We start from the raw sequence: 16,419 nt of genomic DNA on the forward strand, positions 1-16,419 counted from the left end.
CAGATGAACGTTGTTATTATTGAAGATGAGAAACCAGCAGCTCGTTTATTAAAACGCCGGCTTGAGCAAATGAATTGCTCGGTGGTGGCTGTTTTGGCATCGGTCGCCGAAAGTGTGGAGTGGTTTGCAAATAGTACACACCCCGATTTGGTTTTGGTTGATATTCAATTGGAAGACGGTATTTCGTTTGAAATTTTTGATCATGTTTCCATAGCTAGTGCCATAATTTTTACAACTGCTTATGATGAATATGCGTTAAAAGCCTTTAAACTAAACAGTATTGATTATTTGCTGAAACCAATTGATGAAAAAGAGCTACAAGCTGCTTTAGAAAAATTTAGAGCTTGGCATGAAAAAACAACCTTTACTACTGATGTATTAAAGAATTTTTACCCAACTGAGTATAAAAAAAGGTATATTGTAAAAACAGGCAACAGTTTAAAAATTGTTGATACCACAGATATTGAATGCTTTTACAGCGCTTTTAAAAGTAGTTTTTTAGCCACGAACCAAGGCAGGTCGTTTCCAATAGATGAAAGTTTAGAAGCAATTGAAAAAGAAACAGATCCATCTGCATTTTTTCGAGTGAATCGCCAATACATCATTGCATTAAAAGCCATTAAAGACATAAGTGTTTACAGCAATTCTCGATTAAAAATTAGCCTGCAAACCTATAAAGATGAAGAAATCATTGTGAGCAGAGAACGCGTACAGGCTTTTAAAGAATGGATTAATCGATAGATTTTAAAGAAAAATATTCAGTTTTTAAGAGAGGTGAGGTACTAATTGATTAACAATAATTCAAATAAAATACATTTAGCATTAATTTTTAAAGAATATTAATAAAAAATCCTCCCATTTTGGCTAATAATTTTAAATTTGCATCTTCAACAACAATTTTAAAAAATGGATACAAATTTATTATTAAACACTGCACAGCAATATGGTTGCCCTGTGTATGTGTATGACGGCAACAAAATTGAGTCACAGTTTCAACGTTTACAAGATGCGTTTAAACAGGTTAAAAAGCTAAAAATAAATTATGCGGCGAAGGCATTAACAAACATTTCCGTTTTAAAGTTGTTGAAGAAGAAGGGCAGTGGGTTAGACACCGTATCTATACAAGAGGTTTTATTAGGCTTAGAAGCAGGTTTTTCTGCAGATGACATCATGTTTACGCCAAATGGTGTTTCTTTGGAAGAAATTGAAGAAGCAGTAAAATTAGGGGTGCATATCAATATAGACAATCTTTCGATTTTAGAACAGTTTGGTGCTAAACATCCAAATATTCCGGTATGTATTCGCATCAATCCGCATGTGATGGCTGGTGGAAACAGTAATATTTCGGTAGGACATATCGATAGTAAATTCGGGATTTCGGTGCATCAAACACCGCACATTTTAAGAATTATCGAAAATACCAAAATGAAAGTCAATGGAATTCACATGCACACAGGCTCTGATATTTTAGATATCGAAGTGTTTCTATACGCATCTGAAATTTTATTTAATACCGCTAAACAATTCAAAAACCTTGATTTTATTGATTTTGGAAGCGGATTTAAAGTACCTTATAAAGAAGGAGATTTGGAAACAGACATTGAAGAATTAGGGGAAAAATTAACACTTCGCTTCAATGAATTCTGTAAAGAATATGGCAAAGATTTAACCTTGGTCTTTGAGCCGGGTAAATTTTTGGTTTCACAGGCGGGGTATTTTCTTGCAAAAGTAAATGTGGTGAAACAAACAACATCTACCGTATTTGCTGGTGTAGATTCTGGTTTTAATCATTTAATCCGCCCCATGTTATATAACGCATACCATCATATCACCAATATTTCTAACAATAATGGTAAAGAGCGTTTTTATTCGGTAGTGGGATACATTTGTGAAACCGATACTTTTGCAAGCAACCGTAAAATTGCTGAAATAAGTGAAGGAGATATTTTGTGTTTTCACAATGCAGGTGCTTATTGTTTCTCAATGACATCGAATTATAACTCTCGTTTTAAACCTGCCGAAGTTTTAGTTTATAACGATACAACGCATTTAATTAGAAAGCACGAAACCATGGCCGATTTATTGCACAATCAGGTTGCAGTAGATTTCGATTAAAGCTCAAATAACAAATATTTAACACAGATACTTTAGGCAAACGGTTCGTTTGCCTATTTTTGTATAAATTTTTTACAACCATGAAAAGAAGAAGTTTTTTTAAGTTAGGAAGTTTGGTAGTAGGATCAACTTTAATAAATCCAATTGATACTTTTGCAGAAAATAGCAATACATTATTAAATTCAACCAACAAAAAAGCAAAAAACATCATTTTTATGGTTAGCGATGGAATGAGTTCGGGAACGCTTAATCTTGCTAACTTATATTCCAACCGTATTCTAGGCAGATCTACAAATTGGTTACAATTATATACAGAAAACAAGGTTTCTCGCGGAATAATGGATATGGCCTCAGCATCGTCAATTGTTACCGATTCTGCAGCAGCAAGTTCTTCGTGGGGCGGTGGTGTTCGTGTAAAAAACGGTGCATTGAACATGAATGCTTCTGGTGAAGAAAATAGACCCATTTGGCAAAAGTTCAAAGCAAAAGGCAAAAAAGCAGGTTGTGTTACAACAGTTCCTATCACCCATGCAACACCAGCAGGCTTTACAGTTGCAATGAAAAGTAGAAACGATCAAGCTGCAATTGCAGAAGAATATTTGCGATTGGGATATGATGTGTTAATGGGGGGCGGACAAAAATATTTCGATGCGGCACATCGCACAGATAAAAAAGATATGTATGCCGCTTTTGAACAGCACAATTATGTGGTGGCAAAATCAAAAAACGATTTAAAACAGGCGCATCTTTCTAAAAAATTGTTGGGCATTTTTGATTTGGATGCACTTCCTTATGAAATAGATCGCAAACAATCTGCTGAATTAACAAATACAATTCCTACATTGGCTGAAATGACCGAAGTGGCAATCAATCAAATGAAAGATCATAAAGAAGGATTTGTATTGCAAGTTGAATCTGGAAAAGTAGATTGGGCAGCACATGCTAACGATGTTTCAGCATTGATTCACGAGCAATTACAATTTGATGAAGCAATTGCAGTTGCAATAAAATTTGCCGAACAAGATCAAAATACATTGGTTGTAATTACTACTGATCACGGAAATGCCAATCCGGGAATGATTTATGGTAAATATGCCAACGATCATTTTGATAGCTTAGCAAATTACAAGTTTACAAACGAATATCTTTTAAACAATATTAAAAACAATCAGTCTGAAAGTCAAATCAAAGAATTTGTTAAAAGTTGCATAAATGTAGAGTTGACCGACGAAGAAACGAAAAACATAGCATCTTACTACAATGGTTTAAAAAAAGGCGACGACGGTTTGTACAATTACAAACATTTGCCTTTTAAGGCTTTAGCCGAAATTCAAAAAAAATACAATTCCGTGGGATGGATTTCAATGGATCATTCCGCAGACTATGTAGAAGTAGCCATGTTTGGTCCGGGAAATCATTTACACAAACCCTTTATGAAAAATACCGATATGCACTATTTATTGTTAGATGCTGCCGAAGTAGAAAACAAATTTTAGTGTATTTTTGCTGAATGAAAATTGCAGTAATCAACAATTACGACTCGTTTGTACACAATATTATTCACTACTTGGAAAGTTTTAATGGAGTAGAGGTATCTGTTTTTTTAAACGATGATTTCTACTTAGAACAATTGCAAGATTTTGATAAAATTGTGTTGTCGCCTGGTCCGGGAATCCCTAAAGAAGCTGGTCTTTTGTTAGATGTAATTGATTTTTATAAAGACAAAAAAAGTATTTTGGGTGTTTGTTTAGGGCATCAGGCAATTGCCGAATATTTTGGTTGCGAACTTTTAAATCTTAACCAACCGCTGCACGGAATAGCAACCAAACTTCAAATCATTGAAGACGATTTTTTATGGAATGATTTGACAAACGATATTTTTATAGGACATTATCATTCGTGGGTAGTAAACCCGGCAACTGTTACAAATCACCTTTTAGTTACTGCAATTAATGAATCAGGACATATAATGGCGCTAAAACACAAAGAATATGATATTTGTGGTGTTCAATTTCATCCGGAATCGGTTTTAACTCCACAAGGAAAGCTGATGATTAAAAATTGGGTTTTTAATTAAAAACTTATCGCATCCAGCCTTCAACAATATAATTTTTTTCAGTGATTTTATATTGAACATTGTTATCTTTAACTTTAAACCATAACTCTATTCTTGCACCGTATTTATCACCCCATGATCCTTCATAAATAGTAAATTCCCCTGAATAGATTTTACTTTCAATTTTTTCAATATTTATTGAAGATGACATATTAATTCTTTCCTCGGAAAGTCGATCATTAGATGTAATTTCAAATGCTTTTATGTAAAGTGTGCCTGCTTCTTTAGGATTAAATGTTGTATAATAATTATAGATTCCTGGTTGATGCGACTGTTGCAATATTAAATCATTTTCAATCAAAGTCAAATTGGATAATTCTTTAGAAATGGGTTCATAGATTTGAATGTCTTTAGGAATAGTTTTGTAAGCTCCGTAAAAGTCAGGATTATATATTGCAATATAAGTAGAGAATAAAAAGTATAAAACTATCGAAATTAATACTTGTGATAAAATATAGTACCATTTTTTAACCGTAATTTGTGCAATTGCAGCTATAAAAGTTCCAATTAAATTTAGAAAAAATAAAGCAATTGATAATTCAACCAAGATATCACTTTTTATAGAAATAGCTAGATAAAATAGAAATAATGGAATTAGGTAAGCTATAATAGGAACTCCCCAAATAGTAAAATATTTTTTTATTTGCTTCATTTACATATAATTAAAAAATAAATCGACCTATTGATCGTTTTTCTTCTTAGGTTTTCCATTATTAAACTTCACATTTCCTAAAACATCTTTTTTTGTAGAAGGCATTGTTTTTTTGGGTGCTACATTTTTTTTACTTTTAAAAGCAGGCTTTGCAGTAGAAGCATTTTTTGTATTAGAAGTAGCTTTTGGTTTACCATCAACCTTTTGCGTATCTGTTAATGCTATTTTTGAAGCGGAAATTCCTGCCAAAACTTCTTTCGGATTTTTAGGATTTTCTTTAGTTCCTCGCAAATAAATTACCAAACCATTCAAAAAATTTCGCAAAATTTGATCTTTACATTCCACATATTTGGGATGATCTTCAGTTCTAAAAAAATTGCCAATTTCACCTTTTGAAACACGAAAATCAACCAACTCTAAAATTTCAACAATTTGGTCATCTCGAAGTTGCAAGGCTACACGCAATTTTTTTAAAATATCATTATTTGTCATTGTTCTTAAATTTTATCAAAGATACAAGAAAAAAGCTTTCTAAAAAGAAAGCTTAATAAGTAATATCGCTAATAGGGGCAAGGCTTAGAAAATCATTGGTGTTCCACTTGAATTGGGTCACTTTTTGCTCACCAAACGCATAGAGAATGTCATTATAAATCACAATGTCTTTAAATTTATAATTTACCGATTTCACCAAAACAGGCTCTGCAGGATCTGTGGTATCAAAAATTTTCAATTCATCATCACAAATAATCAAATACTTCTCATATAAGGCCAAGCCACGAGGATATGTTAAATTACGCTGATGTATAAGCAAAGGATTTTTTAAATCGGCAATTTCATAAACCATCAAAGTATTCAAATTATTTCCGCATCCAGTGTTTGAATGCAAGGTTACAAATGCGTGTGTTTCATTCGCTACAACGGGGTCACAGGCTGTAAAATGTTCTGCTTGCGACAAATATTTTGGGTTTTCTGGATTAGATACATCATATATAAACATCCCATTTCTAGAACCCATAAACATTAGGTTTTCTAATGAATAAATGGTTTCTATATCTCTACCAATCACCACATCATTCACTTTCACAGGATTATTTGTATCGCTAATCTGAAAAACGTGTAATGTTTGATAATCTACGGTATATAAATAGTTGCCTTTGATGGCAAAAACAGCCATTGATCCACCTTTTCCAACACCCTCAGAAGTTGGAGCATTGGCACCATCTGAACCATCGCTACTACAAAATGACAGAGCAAAACAGGTAGCAAGAACCCAACTAAATTTTAAAATTTTCTTCATAGCTAACTTATTTCCAATCAACAATAATTTCATTTTCGCCCACTTGATGTTGCCAACCATCTGGACTTAGTTTTTGCGGAAAAGCATTCTGAATTCGCTTGTGAACAGTAACTTCGTTATTATTGAAGCTAATTGCTACTAAATCTACCGCTTGATTGATGTAAATCGTGTTGTTTTTTATAGCCATATCAGTTGCACCAGGCGCATACAAAAAACCGGTTAACTGCGGCGCATTCGGGTTGGAATTATCATAAATATGAAAACCTTTATTTTCATCAGTAATAAATATAAAGGAATCTTTTACATAAATTTTTCCCGCTTTTATCATGGCCCTTGGCTCACTCATACCTATCGAACCTTCTAATTGTGCACGCGATAAGGTAATAGGCGTGTATTGTGAATATCGTGGTTCAGGAAAATCGTCCACTCCGCTCGTGTACCAGCAACTTTGCAACAACAACATCGCTAGAAAAGAAAAAATAAACCGATATTTTTTTAAGTTTTTCATTGTTTATAAGTTGTAATTTTGGTTAAAAATATAAAATAATTTTACATATTTGATTTTTTATTTGTTAAATTTTGTATTTCATCTCTTAGTTTAGCAGCTTGAATAAAATCTAAATTTTTTGCTGCCTTTTCCATTTCTTTGCGCTTGTCCTTAATTGCCTTATCAATATCTTTTGTAGAGTAGTATGCTGTTTCTTCCTCTGCTACTGTTTTTAATTCGGTTTGCTGTTCGTAGGTTTTGAATTGATCTGCGAGTGATTTCTCAATTTTTTTGTTCAACGCTTTTGGTTTTAAACCATGTTTTTCGTTAAATGCCATTTGCTTACTTCTTCTGTAAGTCGTTTCATCGATTGTTCGCTTCATACTATCGGTGATTTTATCGGCATACATAATCGCTTTACCATTAATATTTCGTGCGGCACGCCCCACAGTTTGCGTAAGTGATCGGTTGCTTCGAAGAAATCCTTCCTTATCTGCATCTAGAATAGCCACTAATGAAACTTCAGGCAAATCGAGTCCTTCGCGCAAAAGATTCACACCAATAAGCACATCAAATAAGCCTTTTCGAAGGTCTTGCATAATTTCAATTCGTTCCAAAGTATCAACATCGGAATGAATGTAACGGCAACGAATCCCTATCTTCGTGAAATGCTTGGCTAATTCTTCAGCCATTCGCTTGGTGAGTGTAGTAACTAAAACACGTTCGTCTAAATCCACCCGTTGATGAATCTCTTCAACTAAATCATCGATTTGATTTTGACTAGGACGCACTTCAATAATCGGATCTAACAAACCAGTAGGGCGAATGACTTGTTCCACATAAATACCTTCCGATTTTTGTAATTCGTAATCTGCTGGGGTAGCCGAAACGTATAGTACTTGATTCTGCAATGCCTCAAACTCTTCAAATTTTAACGGTCTGTTGTCCATTGCTGCAGGCAAGCGAAAACCATATTCTACCAAATTTTCTTTTCTTGATCGGTCGCCGCCATACATGGCATGTACCTGCGAAACCGTAACGTGGCTTTCATCAATCACCATTAAATAATCTTTGGGAAAATAATCAATTAAACAAAATGGACGTGTTCCAGGCTCGCGACCATCTAAATAGCGCGAATAGTTTTCAATTCCCGAGCAATAACCTAACTCACGTATCATTTCTAAATCAAAATTGGTGCGTTCTTCTAACCGCTTGGCTTCTAAATGTTTTCCGATTGATTTAAAATACTCCACTTGTTTAACCATGTCTTGTTGGATTTGCCAAATGGCATTTTGAAGAACGTCTGGAGAAGTAACAAACATATTAGCTGGGTAAATACTAAGCAATTGGTATTTTTCAATCACTTTTGATGTTTTGCTATCAAAAGACTCAATTGCTTCGATTTCATCACCAAAAAAATGGATACGGAAGGGGTCATCTGCATAACTTGGATATACTTCAACAGTATCTCCTTTTATCCTAAACGTACCATGAGAAAACTCTGCTTCGGTTCGTGAATAAAGCGATTGCACCAATTGTTGTAAGAACTTCGTACGCGAAATAATTTGATCTTGTTCAATAGTAACTACATTTTTTTGAAATTCAGTTGGATTTCCGATACCATACAAACACGATACAGAAGCTACGACCAACACATCTCTTCGACCAGAAAGGAGGGAAGAAGTGGTACTAAGCCTCATTTTCTCTAAATCTTCATTGATTGATAAGTCTTTTTCAATATAGGTTCCCGTAACTGGCAAATAAGCTTCGGGTTGATAATAGTCGTAGTACGATACAAAATATTCAACTGCGTTATTTGGAAAGAATTGTTTAAACTCTGAATACAATTGAGCAGCCAATGTTTTGTTATGCGCTAATACCAAAGTGGGCTTTTGTACTTCTTGAATCACATTTGCTACCGTAAAAGTTTTTCCTGAACCCGTAACACCTAAAAGCGTTTGGTAAGGTTCATTATTTAAAATACCTTCTGAAAGACTTTTTATAGCTTGCGGCTGGTCGCCCATGGGTTTATAATCGGATACTACGTGGAATTTCATAGTTTAGTTTTCTTTTTTTACAAATATAGGAATAAAAAAAAGAGAGGCATAAACCTCTCTTTTTATTAATATATATAAACTAAATTAGTTTACTTTGAAAGTTACTCTTCTAGCGAATTTAGAAGTAGTTTTGTTTGCACCGTCGAATGAAGAATCTTCACCGTTAGCAGTAGTTTTAATTCTAGAGCTAGAAATTCCAGCTTGTTCTAAAATTTTAGCTACGTTTTTAGCACGTTTTTCAGATAAACGTTGGTTGTAAGATGCATTACCAACTGAGTCAGCAAAACCGTTTACATCAACAGTAGCACTTGGATTAGAACGTAAATATGTAACTAAGAAATTAGTAGCTTCTGCGTTTTTAGGAGTTGATTTATCAAAATCAAAATAAACAGCCACATAACCTTGGTTGATCAAATCTTTAGCTGTGTTTGAATCAGCAGAAGAGAATGTATCACCTTTCTTAGCATATCTTGAATCGAAATAATCTTCGTAAGAATCTGGAATACCGTTTTTGTTTAAGTCAATTGAACGACCTTTAGTATCCACCATGTTTCCAGCTGGAGTGTTTGGTTCTAAATCTAAATAGTCAGCAACACCATCGTTATCAGAGTCGATCATTTTGTTTTCGATATCTGTAACACGGTTTTCTAATGCTTCAACTCTGTTAGTTAAACCATCGTTTGCGTACCAGTCAGCATGTTGTTCGTTTTTCCCTAAATAGAAAGATAAACCTAAAGTAGCATTATACAATGTACCATTGAAAGAACGATCCATTTCTTGATCTGCCACAGAATAACCGTCAAAAGTATAGTTTTGACTGATGTTGTTGATCATACTGAAATCAGCATTTAATGCAACACGGTTACCCAATCTAATTTGACCAGTTAAACCTATAATAAAGTTAACCATTTCATCTTTACCAGTAAAGCTAACCACATCGTCTTTACCAGCTTGCATCCAAGAGTAACCAACACCAGTGTGACCTTGTAAACCTAAAGTTCTAGTCCACTCTTCGAAGTTCATAATACGTCCTAAGTTTGCAACACCTTGTAAATTTACACGGTTGTATTTCGTTCTGAAGTATTGTGACTCATCTCCGTTTTTCATGTAGTCATAACCGTAATCAGCTTTAATACCGAATTTGTTATTAAACATGTATCGAACACCAGCATCAGCGTGAAAAAATTGTGGGAAGGTTTCACTGTAGTAACCAGGTGTCATTGGTTGAGATGGTTTTGTAATACCTCCATTAACATCAAAAGACCATTTGTTGTAAGGTAACCCTTCTTGAGCATTCATATTAGAAAAACCTAATACTGCAGCGATTAAAGGTAAAGTTATTTTTTTCATAAAACTTTTTTTTTAAATTATTAGTAAAACAGAATACTCGTATTTATAAATTTTTGGTAAAATTAATATATTTTTACGAATTACCAAATTTTATTTAATTTTTTAGCCATTTATAGTCTGAATAAAAAGTTCCAAAAGGCAGGAGGGAAGCTATTAAAATTAATCCTAACTTCTTGAAAGACCAATTATACTCGAACTTTAGATAAATTGCTAACACAATGTATAGAACAAAAAGCATGCCATGGATCATTCCCAAAGGATACAATAATTGTTGATACAATTCTGGATTATTTGGTTTGTTGTATAACATATTGTAGAATAATGTTATATAAGAAATTCCTTCTAAAGCGGCTATTATTCTAAAAAATTGTAACATTTTTAAAATTGTTGAAATTGTACATTATATTCTTTTAAATCTGCAACATTGTGCTTGTTGTCTAGATCTAACATTAAAGACATAAAATAGTTAAAGCTTTCACTAGCAGTGTTTTCTGAGTTGATTTCCATTTCATCTTCAATTGGTTCATCAGATGGTATATTTACCAGAAAATCATTGTTTTCTTCAATATGCTCGTAAGCTAATCGCAAAGCTTTTACTAAAAATGGTTTTTCTTCAAGTAAAGCAAATTCTCTCAGTTTTTTTAATTCTGGAACTAAATTGTCAGCTACAATTCCGTTTGCTACAACATCTGCTTGCAAGGCTTTGATAATCTTCTGTGCGTTTGAATTTTCCACTTGTATATTTTTTAAAACTGTGCAAAAATAATGATATTTGTTGAATTTAAAAAAACTATATCATTTAATTATGTATATTAATTGAATGATAATATATATTATGTAAAATAGAATCTGTATTTTAACATTTTTATACAAAATATTATGTACGCATTAATCATAAGCTTGCTCTCGTCATTAGCTGTCGGTTTTTATATTAAATATCTGAAAATCAAAAATATAAAAGATTTATTTTTGTTCGTTTTTGCAAATTATATTGTTGCAATTGTTTTAACATTCGTACTTTTTAATGCGCAAATCAATACTACAAACATCATCAAGGCATTTTCGGTAAACACAGTTGTTTTAGGAATGTTAATGCCAACTATTTTTTATATCCTCAACAAATCTTTGCAATTATCTGGTTTAGCCAAAACTGATATTTTTCAAAGAATGTCGCTTATTATACCGGTATTGCTGAGTTTTTTTATTTTTAATGAAATTTTCACATGGAACAAACTTGTCGCAATTGCCTTATCTTTTATTAGTATAGTGTTGCTTTTGTATAAAAAATCCACAAAAGATGGAAAATTCAACATTATTTACCTTTTAGCAGTTTTCATAGGATATGGAATAATTGATACTTTATTTAAAATTTTAGCCACCAATAAAACCATACCTTATATTGTATCACTATTTGTAATATTTATAATTTGCGGTTTTGTTTCTTTATTATACTTGCTTTTTAGCAAAGGAAGTGCACATTTTAAAAATTTCTTGTATGGAACTTTACTAGGTCTTTTAAATTTCAGCAATATCTATTTTTATATGAAAGCTCACAAAATTTTCTTTGAAACCCCTACTCTAGTATTTATCACTATGAATTTGGGTGTAATAATCGGCGGAACGTTTATAGGAAAATTTTATTTCAAAGAAAAAATATCTAAATCCGCTTTAATAGGTATATTTACAGCAATAATTAGCGTTGTTTTATTAGCATTAATCCAACTTCATATTCTTTAAATAATGAAATATCCACCAAAAATATTTGTTACTGTTGATGTAGTTTTATGTCGAAAGATTGATAATCAGTATGAAATTTTGCTCATTCAACGATTAAATGAGCCTTTTCAAAATTATTGGGCGTTGCCAGGCGGTTTTGTAGATGAAAACGAAGAATTGGAAGCGGCAGCCAAACGAGAATTATTCGAAGAAACCGATATACAACTTTATCAAGTAAAACAAATAAAAGCTTACGGAAGCCCACAACGCGACCCCAGAAGCCACACTATATCTATTGCTTTTTATGGGGAAATTGATAATTTGGCGGTAGCAAAAGCGAAAGACGATGCTAAGAATATAAAATGGTTTCCCATCCATGAACTGCCCGTTTTAGCATTTGATCATGCAGAAATAATTCGCGATGCAGAGGAAAAGTTTTTAATTCGATAAACGATTCTTTATAGATTGACATTTTGTTTAATGTATATTTCAGTTGCTCCTAAACCGTATTTGCGGTAGTTGGCATCTTGAAAAGTAATTTCGGGATATCGACCAAACAAATACTCTAATTCGGTTTTCAAAACCCCCTCTCCCATTCCATGGATAAAAACTATTTTGGGAATGCGGTTTGCAATAGCAAATTCTAATTGCCTACGAGCGGTATCAACTTGAATATTCAGAATATCGAAATTGGTTAAGTGTTTAAAACTTTTTACAAGCTTTTCAATATGCAAGTCGATCTCTAAAACAACTTCGTCTTTTTTTGTTTTTTTATCGGTATTAACTCTGTGATGATTTTTAGTGATTTTTTGCATCTTGGCCGACTCAATAGCTCCGTAGCTTGACCCTTGTTTTATCAAAAAATCATCTACAGCAGGAATTAGTTGATGCAAAAAGTACGAAAGTTCAAATCCATCATTTGTTAAAATAACGGCTTCGTTGTTATTTATTTGTACAACTTTCCCCTTAAAATTTTCATCTAAAACTTCTACGAAGCTTCCAATTTCAATATTATGATTCATGGTTTGTATCGTTGTTATCTTTATCAAAATTACTCGGTGTTTTGTTTAATAAATCTTTCATAACAAAGAAAAAAACAATAATTGCAATTATTTGTACATATAAATTGGGTTTGGCAAGTGTTTGTTCCACTAGCGCCCAAATCATTAATGCAAATGCAACCACATAAAGAATAATTTTCATAGAAAAACTTTTTTCAAAGATAAGAAATTTATACTTTCGAGAAAAAATCTGAAGCAAAATGGAAGAATACATGTTGCCTTGCATGCACAAAAAACTTTTTGGCGTAGAATGTATGGGGTGCGGCACGCAAAGAGCTGCTTATATGGTTACTCAAGGTGATTTTGTTGGAGCTTTTAAAATGTATCCGGCTATTTATACTACTGCTTTGTTATTTGCATTTATCTTGTTGCATTTTATTGACAAGAAAAGAAAATACCATAAAATAATTATTTTTCTAGCGATACTCAACGCAATTATTATGGTATTTGCTTATATTTACAAACGAATATAAATTTTAACTTTTAAAATAACTATGGAAAATTATCAAAACCCAAGTGATCCGCAAAATTATCAAAACTCTGGTTTTAACAATGGAAACAATAATATAGTTCCCTCAAACTTACCAAACGCAACAGCCGTTTTAGTTTTAGGTATTTTATCTATCATTGGATGTTGTTTTTATGGTATAGGTGTTGTTTTTGGAATTATCGCATTAGTTTTAGCAAGCAAGGATATGAAATTATATAAAAGTAATCCAAATGCTTACACGAACTATTCAACGTTGAATACGGGTAGAATTTTAGCAATTATTGGAATTGTATTATTTATAGTTTCGATTATAATTTTATTAGCAATGGGATCTATTGTTGGTTGGGATGCTTTATTCAATGAAGAATTAGCAAAACAACGCATGGAAGAATGGATGCAACAAAATCAGTAATCAAATGATGATTAGAAAATAAAATTTAAAGAGGCTGTCCAAAAAGGGCAGTCTTTTTTTTATGCGGCTAATTTTTGATAGTGAAAATTTTGATGATTATTTTTAGTTGAAGAAAATTCTTGATGCTTAAAAATGAAAATTTCAATTTCAAAAATCATTTTTGAACCTCGTTTTGCGGTTTTTACAACAATTTTCTTAGAAGTCGCTCCTTTAGCCACCATTTTTCTAAAATTATGTCCAAGAGCCATCAGTAGAAATTCTAATTCTACTTTTTCTAATCCTTTGAATGTAAATCTGTTAAATTTATTATTGCTTTTGAGTTGACCAAAGACAGCTTCTACTTCTATCGGGCGTTTGCTTCGGTGTTTTAAACCTTCTTCGCTAGTTAATAATGTTTTAGCCTTGTGTTTTAATTCATTTAATCGGTGGTTGACTTCTATTTTTCGGTTGCCTTTTGCATTGAAACATTCCCCTCGAAGCGGACAATTGTTGCAGTTTTTAGCTTGATAATAAGACACTTGCGATTCGTATCCGTTGCTCGAAATTCGTTTGCCTTTGCCTATATTTTCCATTCGTTGACCCATCGGACAAACGTAAAAATCTTGTTCTTGGTTATAGAATAAATTCTGAACCAAAAACGGATTGTTTTCCATCTTCTTTTTCTGTTCTGCATGAAAATAATTATACTTCACATACGCTGTAACGCTCTTATTTTCAAGCATTTCGTAATTCTCCTCACTTCCGTATCCTGCATCGGCAACCACTTCTTTGCTTTGTTTTTTGTAAGCATTTTCAAAACCTTCCAAATGAGATTCTAAAGTGGTGGTGTCACCAGGTTTTTGATGGATAGAGATGTGTGTAATAAACTGGTTTTCAGTTGAAATCTGCGTATTATAAGCCGGTTTAAGCTGTCCGTTTTTCATGTGATCTTCCTTCATCCGCATAAAAGTAGCGTCGGGGTCGGTTTTGCTGTAAGAATTCCTATCGCCTAAAGTTTCTAGGTCTTTTTCGTATTTTTCTAATTTTGGAAGATGCTCATCCTGAAGTTTTTGTAGCTCTTTTGCCTGTTTTTTGGTAGGTTCTTTTAGTTTTTTGTTCAATTCAGATAACTTCTCTTTTAGTTCTTCGGAATTGATTTTTTTGGGCAGTTCTTCCTTGTTAAGTTCTTGATTATCTGATTGAATACTGTTTTCAATATCTGAAAGAATCGTATTGATTTTAACTTCTAATTTTTCTTTGTACTTTTCCACAGAACCCCGCCAAACGAAGGTGTATTTATTGGATTTTGCCTCAATTTTTGTGCCGTCAATATACTGAATATCAAGGCTGATGTAGCCCAATTCTACCAGCATTTTCACCACTTCGGCAAACAAATCTTTGATTTTCTCCTTCAAAATTTTCCCTCTAAATTCGTTGATGGTTCTAAAATTTGGCGTAGAATTTCCCGAAATGTACATAAAATGAATGTTTTCGGTAAGGGCTTTGGCGATTTTTCTACACGAATAAATGTTGGACAAATAGCTGTAAAACAACACTTTAATCATCATTCTCGGATGATATGCAGAGCAACCTCCGCCTAAGTAAAGATTTGTAATATCGCTGATATCCAATTGATTAACCACCGAATCCACCAACCGAACGGGGTGGTCTTCTGGAATCAAATCAAAAATATTGATAGGGAAAAGTTCTGGAGAGTTGCCTGTTTGATTTTTAAATGTTACCTTAGCCATAGTTGGGTTTTTTGTTCAACTCTAAAATACGAATTTTTTAGAGAAAACACAACAAAAAAAGGGCTGCCCAAACTTTTTGGACAGCCTCTTTTTAGTATCCTAAAACTTCAAATATTTGAGCTAAAATTAAATTCTTACGCTTTTCGTAGTCTGCTAAAGCATCACTTTCTAATGAAGTATAAGTTCGAAGCGAAAAATAAATCGGTTTACTTTGTTTAAGATAAATACCCACTGTCCAATCTATTTTTTTTCCTAAGTAGCTCGTTGTTGTGGTATGAAGGGCTAACTGTTGATTTGCCAGAAGTTGATTGAATAAAAATTGCTGGCTTTTTTTATGAAAGGGTAATTTATTGTCGTGCAAATCTATCAGAAATAAAATCATAGAATTTGGATTTGTAAAAGCTGCATAGTTCCAAAAATACTCCCATTCATTATTTTTAACTTCTTTCAGAAATGAAGCGTTTTTAATATTGTTCTCATAACTTTCAGATGATAATTTATCTTTTAACACATTAAAATACCAATCATTTTGATTTTTTAAAGCATCAATCAAATTGGTATCGGCATTCCACTCGGACATTCTTCCTTCAAATGAAGATCTTTTTACACCATCCCATTTTAGTTTTTCATTTACATCAATTTTAAAAATCTTTTCTTCTAATCCTACCAAAGCTTGCCACAAATGAAAATGTGCACCCGCCGGTGTATTGTAAAAAGGTTCACTTTCTGTGTTAAAAAGCCATTCATCTTTGTTTTCGTCATAAATCACAATTGCACCATTTATATTATTGGCCTTAAAATAATAATCTAAATAGCTTTGAGCTTTTGCATTAAAAAAGATAAAAAAAATAAAAACTGCTGTAATTGATCTCATTCGTTGATTTTTTTTTCAAAAATATAAAAAGTAGTACGAAGAATGGAATTGTTTCTACAAAA

Annotated in this window: 19 protein-coding genes and 1 pseudogene; 8 read left to right on the forward strand and 12 right to left on the reverse strand. The window is 32.7% G+C overall.

Features of this window, described 5'->3' with window-relative positions; all coding sequences use genetic code 11:
- The first annotated feature begins 3 nt into the window (after nucleotides 1-3).
- From NPX36_RS12135 to NPX36_RS12150, 4 genes are all read left to right on the forward strand, one after another.
- Nucleotides 4-741, forward strand: coding sequence for a LytR/AlgR family response regulator transcription factor (locus tag NPX36_RS12135; RefSeq protein WP_257498981.1), 738 nt, complete (start codon nucleotides 4-6; stop codon nucleotides 739-741).
- Between the two features lie 165 nt (nucleotides 742-906).
- Nucleotides 907-2,115 carry a diaminopimelate decarboxylase gene (gene lysA / locus NPX36_RS12140; protein ID WP_257498983.1) on the forward strand — a complete coding sequence of 403 codons (1,209 nt, stop codon included), beginning with the start codon at nucleotides 907-909 and terminating at the stop codon, nucleotides 2,113-2,115.
- 80 nt (nucleotides 2,116-2,195) lie between these two features.
- Nucleotides 2,196-3,611: an alkaline phosphatase gene (locus tag NPX36_RS12145; RefSeq protein ID WP_257498984.1), complete on the forward strand. Its 1,416-nt coding sequence runs from the start codon at nucleotides 2,196-2,198 to the stop codon at nucleotides 3,609-3,611.
- 14 nt (nucleotides 3,612-3,625) lie between these two features.
- Nucleotides 3,626-4,192: an anthranilate synthase component II gene (locus NPX36_RS12150; protein ID WP_257498985.1), complete on the forward strand. Its 567-nt coding sequence runs from the start codon at nucleotides 3,626-3,628 to the stop codon at nucleotides 4,190-4,192.
- Nucleotides 4,193-4,196: 4 nt separating this feature from the next.
- Here the strand turns inward: NPX36_RS12150 and NPX36_RS12155 are convergent, their stop codons facing one another.
- The 8 genes from NPX36_RS12155 to NPX36_RS12190 form a co-directional block, all read right to left on the reverse strand.
- On the reverse strand, nucleotides 4,197-4,883 hold the full coding sequence (locus tag NPX36_RS12155; protein WP_257498986.1) for a hypothetical protein: 687 nt from the start codon (nucleotides 4,881-4,883) through the stop codon (nucleotides 4,197-4,199).
- Between the two features lie 27 nt (nucleotides 4,884-4,910).
- Nucleotides 4,911-5,375, reverse strand: coding sequence for a DUF1456 family protein (locus NPX36_RS12160; RefSeq protein ID WP_257498987.1), 465 nt, complete (start codon nucleotides 5,373-5,375; stop codon nucleotides 4,911-4,913).
- Between the two features lie 52 nt (nucleotides 5,376-5,427).
- Nucleotides 5,428-6,180 carry an LVIVD repeat-containing protein gene (locus tag NPX36_RS12165; RefSeq protein WP_257498988.1) on the reverse strand — a complete coding sequence of 251 codons (753 nt, stop codon included), beginning with the start codon at nucleotides 6,178-6,180 and terminating at the stop codon, nucleotides 5,428-5,430.
- Between the two features lie 7 nt (nucleotides 6,181-6,187).
- Nucleotides 6,188-6,688, reverse strand: coding sequence for a hypothetical protein (locus NPX36_RS12170; protein WP_257498989.1), 501 nt, complete (start codon nucleotides 6,686-6,688; stop codon nucleotides 6,188-6,190).
- 41 nt (nucleotides 6,689-6,729) lie between these two features.
- Entirely contained in the window at nucleotides 6,730-8,724 is a 1,995-nt protein-coding gene (gene uvrB / locus NPX36_RS12175; protein ID WP_257498990.1) for an excinuclease ABC subunit UvrB, read from the reverse strand.
- A gap of 84 nt (nucleotides 8,725-8,808) precedes the next feature.
- Entirely contained in the window at nucleotides 8,809-10,023 is a 1,215-nt protein-coding gene (locus tag NPX36_RS12180; protein ID WP_257498991.1) for an OmpA family protein, read from the reverse strand.
- A 145-nt stretch (nucleotides 10,024-10,168) separates the two neighbouring features.
- Nucleotides 10,169-10,450 (reverse strand): DUF3817 domain-containing protein, encoded by a 282-nt coding sequence (locus NPX36_RS12185; protein WP_257498992.1) that lies wholly within the window; start codon nucleotides 10,448-10,450, stop codon nucleotides 10,169-10,171.
- Nucleotides 10,451-10,452: 2 nt separating this feature from the next.
- Nucleotides 10,453-10,809 (reverse strand): hypothetical protein, encoded by a 357-nt coding sequence (locus tag NPX36_RS12190; protein WP_257498993.1) that lies wholly within the window; start codon nucleotides 10,807-10,809, stop codon nucleotides 10,453-10,455.
- A gap of 144 nt (nucleotides 10,810-10,953) precedes the next feature.
- On the opposite strand from NPX36_RS12190, the gene NPX36_RS12195 reads away from it, so the two are divergent.
- Both NPX36_RS12195 and NPX36_RS12200 read left to right on the forward strand, forming a co-directional pair.
- Complete coding sequence (locus NPX36_RS12195) at nucleotides 10,954-11,811, forward strand: EamA family transporter (protein WP_257498994.1); 858 nt, start codon at nucleotides 10,954-10,956, stop codon at nucleotides 11,809-11,811.
- A gap of 3 nt (nucleotides 11,812-11,814) precedes the next feature.
- Nucleotides 11,815-12,240, forward strand: a complete 426-nt coding sequence (locus tag NPX36_RS12200) for an NUDIX hydrolase (RefSeq protein WP_257498995.1) — start codon at nucleotides 11,815-11,817, stop codon at nucleotides 12,238-12,240.
- Nucleotides 12,241-12,248: 8 nt separating this feature from the next.
- Here the strand turns inward: NPX36_RS12200 and NPX36_RS12205 are convergent, their stop codons facing one another.
- Both NPX36_RS12205 and NPX36_RS12210 read right to left on the reverse strand, forming a co-directional pair.
- Nucleotides 12,249-12,812, reverse strand: a complete 564-nt coding sequence (locus NPX36_RS12205) for a Smr/MutS family protein (protein WP_257498996.1) — start codon at nucleotides 12,810-12,812, stop codon at nucleotides 12,249-12,251.
- Nucleotides 12,802-12,993, reverse strand: a complete 192-nt coding sequence (locus NPX36_RS12210) for a hypothetical protein (RefSeq protein WP_257498997.1) — start codon at nucleotides 12,991-12,993, stop codon at nucleotides 12,802-12,804. Before NPX36_RS12210 ends, NPX36_RS12205 begins: the two co-directional genes overlap by 11 nt.
- A 58-nt stretch (nucleotides 12,994-13,051) precedes the next feature.
- Between NPX36_RS12210 and NPX36_RS12215 the strand changes: the two genes are divergently transcribed.
- Both NPX36_RS12215 and NPX36_RS12220 read left to right on the forward strand, forming a co-directional pair.
- Nucleotides 13,052-13,324: a DUF2752 domain-containing protein gene (locus NPX36_RS12215; protein WP_257498998.1), complete on the forward strand. Its 273-nt coding sequence runs from the start codon at nucleotides 13,052-13,054 to the stop codon at nucleotides 13,322-13,324.
- Nucleotides 13,325-13,345: 21 nt separating this feature from the next.
- The gene (locus NPX36_RS12220) at nucleotides 13,346-13,753 is read left to right on the forward strand and encodes a CCC motif membrane protein (protein WP_257498999.1); all 408 of its coding nucleotides are present in this window, start codon (nucleotides 13,346-13,348) and stop codon (nucleotides 13,751-13,753) included.
- A 155-nt stretch (nucleotides 13,754-13,908) separates the two neighbouring features.
- On the opposite strand, the pseudogene NPX36_RS12225 reads toward NPX36_RS12220, so the two are convergent.
- Both NPX36_RS12225 and NPX36_RS12230 read right to left on the reverse strand, forming a co-directional pair.
- A pseudogene (locus NPX36_RS12225) lies at nucleotides 13,909-15,483 on the reverse strand (IS1182 family transposase); the annotation flags it as partial.
- Nucleotides 15,484-15,574: 91 nt separating this feature from the next.
- Entirely contained in the window at nucleotides 15,575-16,357 is a 783-nt protein-coding gene (locus NPX36_RS12230; RefSeq protein ID WP_257499000.1) for a hypothetical protein, read from the reverse strand.
- Nucleotides 16,358-16,419 lie beyond the last annotated feature (62 nt).

The organism is Paenimyroides aestuarii, from assembly GCF_024628805.1.
In the GTDB taxonomy this organism is placed as follows: domain Bacteria; phylum Bacteroidota; class Bacteroidia; order Flavobacteriales; family Flavobacteriaceae; genus Flavobacterium; species Flavobacterium aestuarii_A.

Bases quoted from the DNA above. Each gene is read 5' to 3' on its own strand.
- NPX36_RS12210 (WP_257498997.1), bottom strand. From the start codon at position 12,993: ATGAAAATTATTCTTTATGTGGTTGCATTTGCATTAATGATTTGGGCG.
- NPX36_RS12145 (WP_257498984.1), top strand. From the start codon at position 2,196: ATGAAAAGAAGAAGTTTTTTTAAGTTAGGAAGTTTGGTAGTAGGATCA.
- NPX36_RS12135 (WP_257498981.1), top strand. From the start codon at position 4: ATGAACGTTGTTATTATTGAAGATGAGAAACCAGCAGCTCGTTTATTA.
- NPX36_RS12200 (WP_257498995.1), top strand. From the start codon at position 11,815: ATGAAATATCCACCAAAAATATTTGTTACTGTTGATGTAGTTTTATGT.
- NPX36_RS12195 (WP_257498994.1), top strand. From the start codon at position 10,954: ATGTACGCATTAATCATAAGCTTGCTCTCGTCATTAGCTGTCGGTTTT.
- NPX36_RS12220 (WP_257498999.1), top strand. From the start codon at position 13,346: ATGGAAAATTATCAAAACCCAAGTGATCCGCAAAATTATCAAAACTCT.
- NPX36_RS12185 (WP_257498992.1), bottom strand. From the start codon at position 10,450: ATGTTACAATTTTTTAGAATAATAGCCGCTTTAGAAGGAATTTCTTAT.
- NPX36_RS12155 (WP_257498986.1), bottom strand. From the start codon at position 4,883: ATGAAGCAAATAAAAAAATATTTTACTATTTGGGGAGTTCCTATTATA.
- uvrB (WP_257498990.1), bottom strand. From the start codon at position 8,724: ATGAAATTCCACGTAGTATCCGATTATAAACCCATGGGCGACCAGCCG.
- NPX36_RS12215 (WP_257498998.1), top strand. From the start codon at position 13,052: ATGGAAGAATACATGTTGCCTTGCATGCACAAAAAACTTTTTGGCGTA.
- lysA (WP_257498983.1), top strand. From the start codon at position 907: ATGGATACAAATTTATTATTAAACACTGCACAGCAATATGGTTGCCCT.
- NPX36_RS12230 (WP_257499000.1), bottom strand. From the start codon at position 16,357: ATGAGATCAATTACAGCAGTTTTTATTTTTTTTATCTTTTTTAATGCA.
- NPX36_RS12180 (WP_257498991.1), bottom strand. From the start codon at position 10,023: ATGAATGCTCAAGAAGGGTTACCTTACAACAAATGGTCTTTTGATGTT.
- NPX36_RS12205 (WP_257498996.1), bottom strand. From the start codon at position 12,812: ATGAATCATAATATTGAAATTGGAAGCTTCGTAGAAGTTTTAGATGAA.
- NPX36_RS12170 (WP_257498989.1), bottom strand. From the start codon at position 6,688: ATGAAAAACTTAAAAAAATATCGGTTTATTTTTTCTTTTCTAGCGATG.
- NPX36_RS12165 (WP_257498988.1), bottom strand. From the start codon at position 6,180: ATGAAGAAAATTTTAAAATTTAGTTGGGTTCTTGCTACCTGTTTTGCT.
- NPX36_RS12160 (WP_257498987.1), bottom strand. From the start codon at position 5,375: ATGACAAATAATGATATTTTAAAAAAATTGCGTGTAGCCTTGCAACTT.
- NPX36_RS12150 (WP_257498985.1), top strand. From the start codon at position 3,626: ATGAAAATTGCAGTAATCAACAATTACGACTCGTTTGTACACAATATT.